At 36.3% G+C, this 6,000-nt stretch carries 4 protein-coding genes; 1 reads left to right on the plus strand and 3 read right to left on the minus strand.

Features of this window, described 5'->3' with window-relative positions; all coding sequences use genetic code 11:
- Window positions 1-864: 864 nt before the first annotated feature.
- From ACQKN2_RS11350 to gpr, 3 genes are all read right to left on the minus strand, one after another.
- Window positions 865-2,760 (minus strand): acyltransferase family protein, encoded by a 1,896-nt coding sequence (locus ACQKN2_RS11350; protein WP_427415060.1) that lies wholly within the window; start codon window positions 2,758-2,760, stop codon window positions 865-867.
- A 512-nt stretch (window positions 2,761-3,272) separates the two neighbouring features.
- Window positions 3,273-4,124 (minus strand): stage II sporulation protein P, encoded by an 852-nt coding sequence (spoIIP, locus tag ACQKN2_RS11355; RefSeq protein WP_427415061.1) that lies wholly within the window; start codon window positions 4,122-4,124, stop codon window positions 3,273-3,275.
- A 52-nt stretch (window positions 4,125-4,176) separates the two neighbouring features.
- Window positions 4,177-5,193, minus strand: coding sequence for a GPR endopeptidase (gene gpr / locus ACQKN2_RS11360; protein WP_427415062.1), 1,017 nt, complete (start codon window positions 5,191-5,193; stop codon window positions 4,177-4,179).
- A gap of 163 nt (window positions 5,194-5,356) precedes the next feature.
- Here gpr and rpsT point away from each other — a divergent pair, with 163 nt between their 5' ends.
- Complete coding sequence (rpsT, locus tag ACQKN2_RS11365; RefSeq protein WP_079562884.1) at window positions 5,357-5,605, plus strand: 30S ribosomal protein S20; 249 nt, start codon at window positions 5,357-5,359, stop codon at window positions 5,603-5,605.
- Window positions 5,606-6,000 lie beyond the last annotated feature (395 nt).

A 6,000-nucleotide genomic window follows, 5' to 3' on the forward strand; every position in this document is an offset into this window, starting at 1 on the left:
GTTTTCATATTATCAAAGATAAATAGCAACGTCAAATTATTTTGAATATTCTATCTTTAGATTAAGAAACAAACTCGAATGAATTGAGGGCAGTCAAATGTATTATTTCTTATTTAAAAACCTCACACATTCAGTATCCCCCTCAACTCATCGTAATCCCCGGAATATTCTGATTATTTACTAAAAAAGTGGATGCAAACAACTATTTATATATAGTTGGATTATTTAATTTCTTTGACATTTATTGTGCATCTAAAAATGGTTTGTAACTAGGCTCATTAATCTTTTTTTATGTAAATATATATCGACAATAAAGTACAGTATTAACATTGGAATGCCAATGTAGAATGAAAATCTCGTATCTGGACTGTAGGCTGTGTCTATAAGATTTACGGCCATGTATTGAAGGAATTAGGGGAGCAGTCTGTAACACTGTTTAGTCAAAGCTTATTGGCAAGCGTGGCAAATTTCAGGGCTAACAACTAGTCCCACACGCTCTGAACCCTTGATATAAAGGGGATACTTGAAACTTCAAACTAGTATGAATTATACTATGAACCTTATACAAACCACAACATTAGAACGGCATAAATACTGATCAATTATGCCTCGGCATAATTGCGTCCGGAATCGGCTTTGTGCATGCACAAAGCACTCCTTTCCGATTCCGTGACATCCGCCGGAGGCTTTAACTTCTTTCAGCGGGTGTTTGGACAACCGCTGAAAGAAGTTAAATCAATGGTTATTCTAAATAGCGTGCCATTTCCTCTGCAATCAATAAAAAAATGATAAAGAGTGCTTAAGATTTTCCTACAAAAAATATCCAGCTACACTTACGTGCACTCTGGATATTTTATTACTAAATTATATATTTACTGATTGTTGAATTAGGCTCGTTAACGTATTAACACCTTTTTGTTCTAAATGTACGCCATCTGGAGCAAAGAATTCTGGATGATTGATAGCAACCGAATGCCAATCAATCAATGTAATATTATCATGCTCTTGAGCTTTTTGTTGTAATGAATAATTCACTTTACCTTCCCAAGTACGAGGTACCCGAGTATTCACTAAATAAATATCGGCATTGGAGAAAGCTTCAAGTAGTGCATCAATCTGATCATTCGAAAAGAAACCATTTGTGCCAAGTTGAATAATAACAGCTTTATTTGGCTGATTAAAACTAGCATAATTAGGCGCCAATTGGATCGCTTGTGAAACTTGGCGGCCAATTTTTGCATCAATCGTAATGTTTGGATAGATGTTATGTAAGCTTGAAGCAATATCTATCATTAAAGAATCTCCAATTGCTAATATTCCATTATAGGATTCATTTTCAGGGTTCGCAGTTGTATCATTTTCTCCTTGCTTAGGTTCTTCTTTGTCAGGAGGGCTAGCTTCAGCTTTTTCATTCTCAACATTCGCTGAGCCGCTTTCTGGTGTTTCTTTTTCCGCTACGGCATCCTGTTGCTTCGAAGGTTGTTCTCCACCGCTTATTTTAATTTCGGTTGGTTGAGACTCTTTTGACTCCGTTTTTTCTTCACCTACAACACCCGTCATCCCAGTAAAAAATACTAAAAGGAATAGTGGAACGAGCACCGTTGAAATTTTTCTAGCAAACGTAAGGCTGCTCCATTTATTTTTATTAATTACTAAATGCTGTCGATAATAGGAGCGGAAGCCTTCCTTCCGTATTGGCATTTCGATATAACGATACGATAATTCAGCAATCATCAAAATAAGAACTAATTGTAATGCAACTCGCCAGTACGCGGGATTACCTATTTCATGGACTGGAGTACCCAATACCATAATCGGATAATGCCATAAATAAATTCCATACGATCTTGAACCTATCCAACGTAGAGGCTTTAAAGAAAGTATTTTTCCTAAAATGCTAATTGGATGACAAACACATGCTATTAATATAGCTGCATTCAAACAGAATAGGAACATGCCTCCTCTATATAAGAAAGTTTGATATTCATCTACAAAAATAATACTTAAAATGAAAATACTAAAAGCAACTAAGCTTATTGCATTTAGTTTATTGACATGGTCAGTAGATAATTTTTGAGAAGATAGTCTTTTCATTGGCCAAACGAGTGCTAGCCAGCAGCCTATAAGTAATTCAAAAGAACGCGTATCTGTCCCGTAATATACTCGACTTGGATCCGCTCCTGGCTCATACAGTAGGCCCATTAACACAGCTGAGCATAATGCACCGATAAAGATATAAATGGCTAATTTAACAGGCTTTTTAACAAGATAAAGACCTAGCATTAATAGAATTGGCCAAATAAGATAAAATTGTTCCTCAATGGCTAAAGACCATAAATTTTTTATAGGTGAAGGGGATCCAAAACTATCAAAATAAGAGAGTTTATGAAAAATGAACCACCAATTACTTGAATAAAAAATAGAGGATATTGCATCTCCACGCAATGTATTTAGAAGATCCTTATGAAATAAGGTAGCCCAAGCGAATGAAGTAATAATCATTACGTATGCAGCAGGTAGTAGGCGTCGAAATCGCCCCATCCAAAATTTTCCTAAACCTACTGTTAACTGACTTCCTTTTAAGGGTAAAACAGTAGAAGTAATTAAGTAACCCGATAAAACAAAAAAGATATCAACTCCTAGGAACCCACCACTGGCCCATTTGAAGTTAAAATGATAAGCTATCACAGCTAGTACTGCTAAAGCTCGAATCCCATCTAATCCAGGGATATAACGATGATTGACTGCCTTGCCTGACATAATATTCCGACCTCTTCTTCCGATAATCCATAAACCTTTGCGGCATTTTTTATAGTGTAAACGTTAGTTTTAAGTTTAATATCGTCCCCTTTTAACTAATGAATCAGTGCAATCACTTATATAAATGACGGATGAGTATTTATAAAAGTTTAAATTTTATCATAAACAACACGAAATTCTTCTCATATGTATAGTTGCCCCTTTATCCTTTTTAGAATAAAGGTTTATTTTATCCATCAAAAAAGCATCTCCAAAAATGGTAGATGCTTCAAAAGCGTATTCCGCCTATTGCATATGCCGCGAAACTTTTACAATTCAAAGTCAAATCTTTATGTGCTGACTCGAAAATTATAAGGCAAGAAACGGATAAATAAAAGGCTTAACTTCTATTTTTTCTAAAAAAATCCCTATCATTTTTGCTAACAATTATTCTTTTAAAAAAATAGTAAATACAACGCCTAATTTGCAAAAAGAAAGAGAGACTATTTTGACAATCTCTAATGTTATTGTTTTTACTCTTGTTTTTCTGTAACGAAGGATTTTGCTATAGCTTTTCCTATTACAGCAATTGTACGATTCAATTCTTCTTCTGTATTGTCAATTCCACCTATTTCGATTAAGATCATTTCTTTTGTTAAATCTTGATTATAACGACCATCCACATTGTCACCACTTTTTGATATAACACCTCTGGAAATTTTCGGCACAATTTCATTCATAGTAGCTGATAGACTTTCTGCATAAGCAGTATTCCATCTATAATTCTTATGCTCTGCACCAATGACAATGGCAATCCGTGCATATGATTCGTTATTATGGGTTATCGTTGTTGCATTTTTCTTAGCAGAATCTCGATGCAAATCAATCACTAAATCGTAGGATTGCTCTTGTAAACGTTTTGCTAAATAAGGACGTACAACGTTGTAAGCAGCCGGAAAAGTTTTTTTCTGACGTTTTAATTCCTTCATTACATCAACGTCTAAAACGTCCGTTTGTATACCGTTCATACTAAAATGCTTAGAAATCGTATCTTTTAAATTAAAAATATTTGTTTTTTCATCATAAACGGCCGCTTTCCCGCTAACAGCTTGCACCATTGGTTGATATGATTCCTGTGAATGTGTAAATACTAACAATACTTTAAATGGATCTTTTGTTACCTCTTCTGGTGTTTCCTCTTTTGTCTGCTCAAGGACACTTTGTTCAGGTAAATTAGTAGCGGCAAACACGACTGGTTTATCCTCTGGCTCTTTAATCGGAGTCGATGCTTGCTTGTTGAACGGAAGTTGCCCAGCAATGACAGGTAATACGAAGAAGAACAATAATAAACCAAATGACCACTGTAGTTTTTTTAGCAAAGTCACACCCTCCTCCCCTTATCGTATGGAGAGGATGTGCCTTTTAGAACGGAAAAAATTATAGATTGTTTGCCCATTTCATAAGCATAGATGATACGAGTTTTGCATAATTATCTATCCAATAATCGGCTTCCTTTGGTGTGACCATCAGTTGTGTATGCGAGCCTGCGAAAGTCTCTTCAAACAATTGCTGACGCTCTTCTTTAGACCATGTAGCCCATTCACCAAAAATCGGCTGTACTAAAGACATATCTAGTTCTTTATTGATATCTGGTTGCCAAGACGACAATGACAATTTTGATGAAGGTTTACTCCGTTCTGACACTCGTGCAGCTATAGAACGTAGCATTACCTCTACAGCATCGGCAATTAGTACAGGTGCATCAACTACTGTTGGGATACCAATTGCGGTAACAGGAATGCCAAGCATCTCATATGAAATTTCCTTACGCTTATTTCCTACGCCTGAACCAGGGTGTATTCCTGTATCCGTTAATTGAATTGTTTTACATAAGCGATTACTCGCTCTAGTTGCAAGTGCGTCTACAACAATAATTAATTTGGGCTTTAGACGTTCTGCCAACGCCGCTACAAATTCACCAGTTTCATATCCTGTTTGCCCCGTTACACCAGGTGCATACATGACGAATTTTTCATCAATTACATCTAAACTATGCAAATGATCAATAAGATATGGTCCTATAGCATCTGGTGTAATTGTACGATTACCTAGACCAATAATTAAAATTTTGTCATCTTCTTGCCATGACATGGATTCATGCATTTTTTTAAAATTCACAAGCAATTCTTTCTCAAGCTGCTCAAATCCATCTCGATCTTCTAGCGTCAAAGTAGGCACAGAAAGTGTAATGTACTTCCCTTTCTTCTTCCCAATTTGTTGCTCGCCTTCTGCATTCACAAGTACATCTGTAATTTTTACCCGACCAGCATTCCGATCTTCAATTTGAATACCACTCGATTCTTTAAGCGTTTCTTTTTGTTCTTTCGTTTGATGTAAAACAACCTCTTCAGATTCATCAATTAAATCTGTACGTTGCCAATTAAAGTTTTGCATACAGTTCACCTCAACTGTAGTTTGTTCAAACTGTCAAGTAAATATTCTTTGCATTTATCTATTGCAATTTGGCCAAGCGTTTGTTAAAATGATTTTTGTTGTATTGACACAAGAAATCAAATGAGAAGATATCATCTCGTACCTATTTTAGGAGGTGAAACATATGCCAAACATTAAATCTGCGATTAAACGCGTAAAAGTTAACGAAAAAGCTAACGCTGCTAACACTAAAGCTAAATCTGCAATGCGTACTACAGTGAAAAAAGCTGAAAACGCTGTTGCTGCTAAAGCTGAAAACACACAAGAACTTTTACAAGCAGCTTACAAATCATTAGATAAAGCAGCTTCAAAAGGACTTATCCACAAAAACGCGGCGGCTCGTAAAAAGTCTCGCCTTGCTAAAAAAGCGTAATTGTTGTAAAGGATCAGTATACTCTATTAAGAGTTGCTGATCTTTTTATTTATAGGAAAAATCAATTACCCCTAATTGTAATTGTAACTATAGCTGTCACTTCATTTTCCTACTATGTTACTTACTCAAGCGTGTTGTTATTTTTATCCACTATAATTAATTAGAGGGCTCTGATTTCCTCTACGGGCTACTCGCTTTGTTGCTGCCGCTTCGCTTTCGCACAGATAAAACATTTGTCGCTGACGCTTCGCTTTCGCACAGAGCAAGGCTTCCTGCGGGCGAGCGTCGAGCCGCTTCCTTCGCTAAAGGAACGAAGGCTAAATGCGTCACGTCCTGTGACAATGCCTTCGTGACCAACATCATGTTGGCCTCAGGGTCTCGTCTGTCTCGCTTTC

It is taken from the genome of Lysinibacillus sp. NPDC093688 (genome assembly GCF_050280145.1).
In the GTDB taxonomy this organism is placed as follows: Bacteria; Bacillota; Bacilli; order Bacillales_A; family Planococcaceae; genus Lysinibacillus; species Lysinibacillus xylanilyticus_B.

What these genes read in the sequence shown, in the direction of transcription:
- ACQKN2_RS11350 (WP_427415060.1), bottom strand. Translation starts at nt 2,760, where the DNA reads ATGTCAGGCAAGGCAGTCAATCATCGTTATATCCCTGGATTAGATGGG.
- gpr (WP_427415062.1), bottom strand. Translation starts at nt 5,193, where the DNA reads ATGCAAAACTTTAATTGGCAACGTACAGATTTAATTGATGAATCTGAA.
- rpsT (WP_079562884.1), top strand. Translation starts at nt 5,357, where the DNA reads ATGCCAAACATTAAATCTGCGATTAAACGCGTAAAAGTTAACGAAAAA.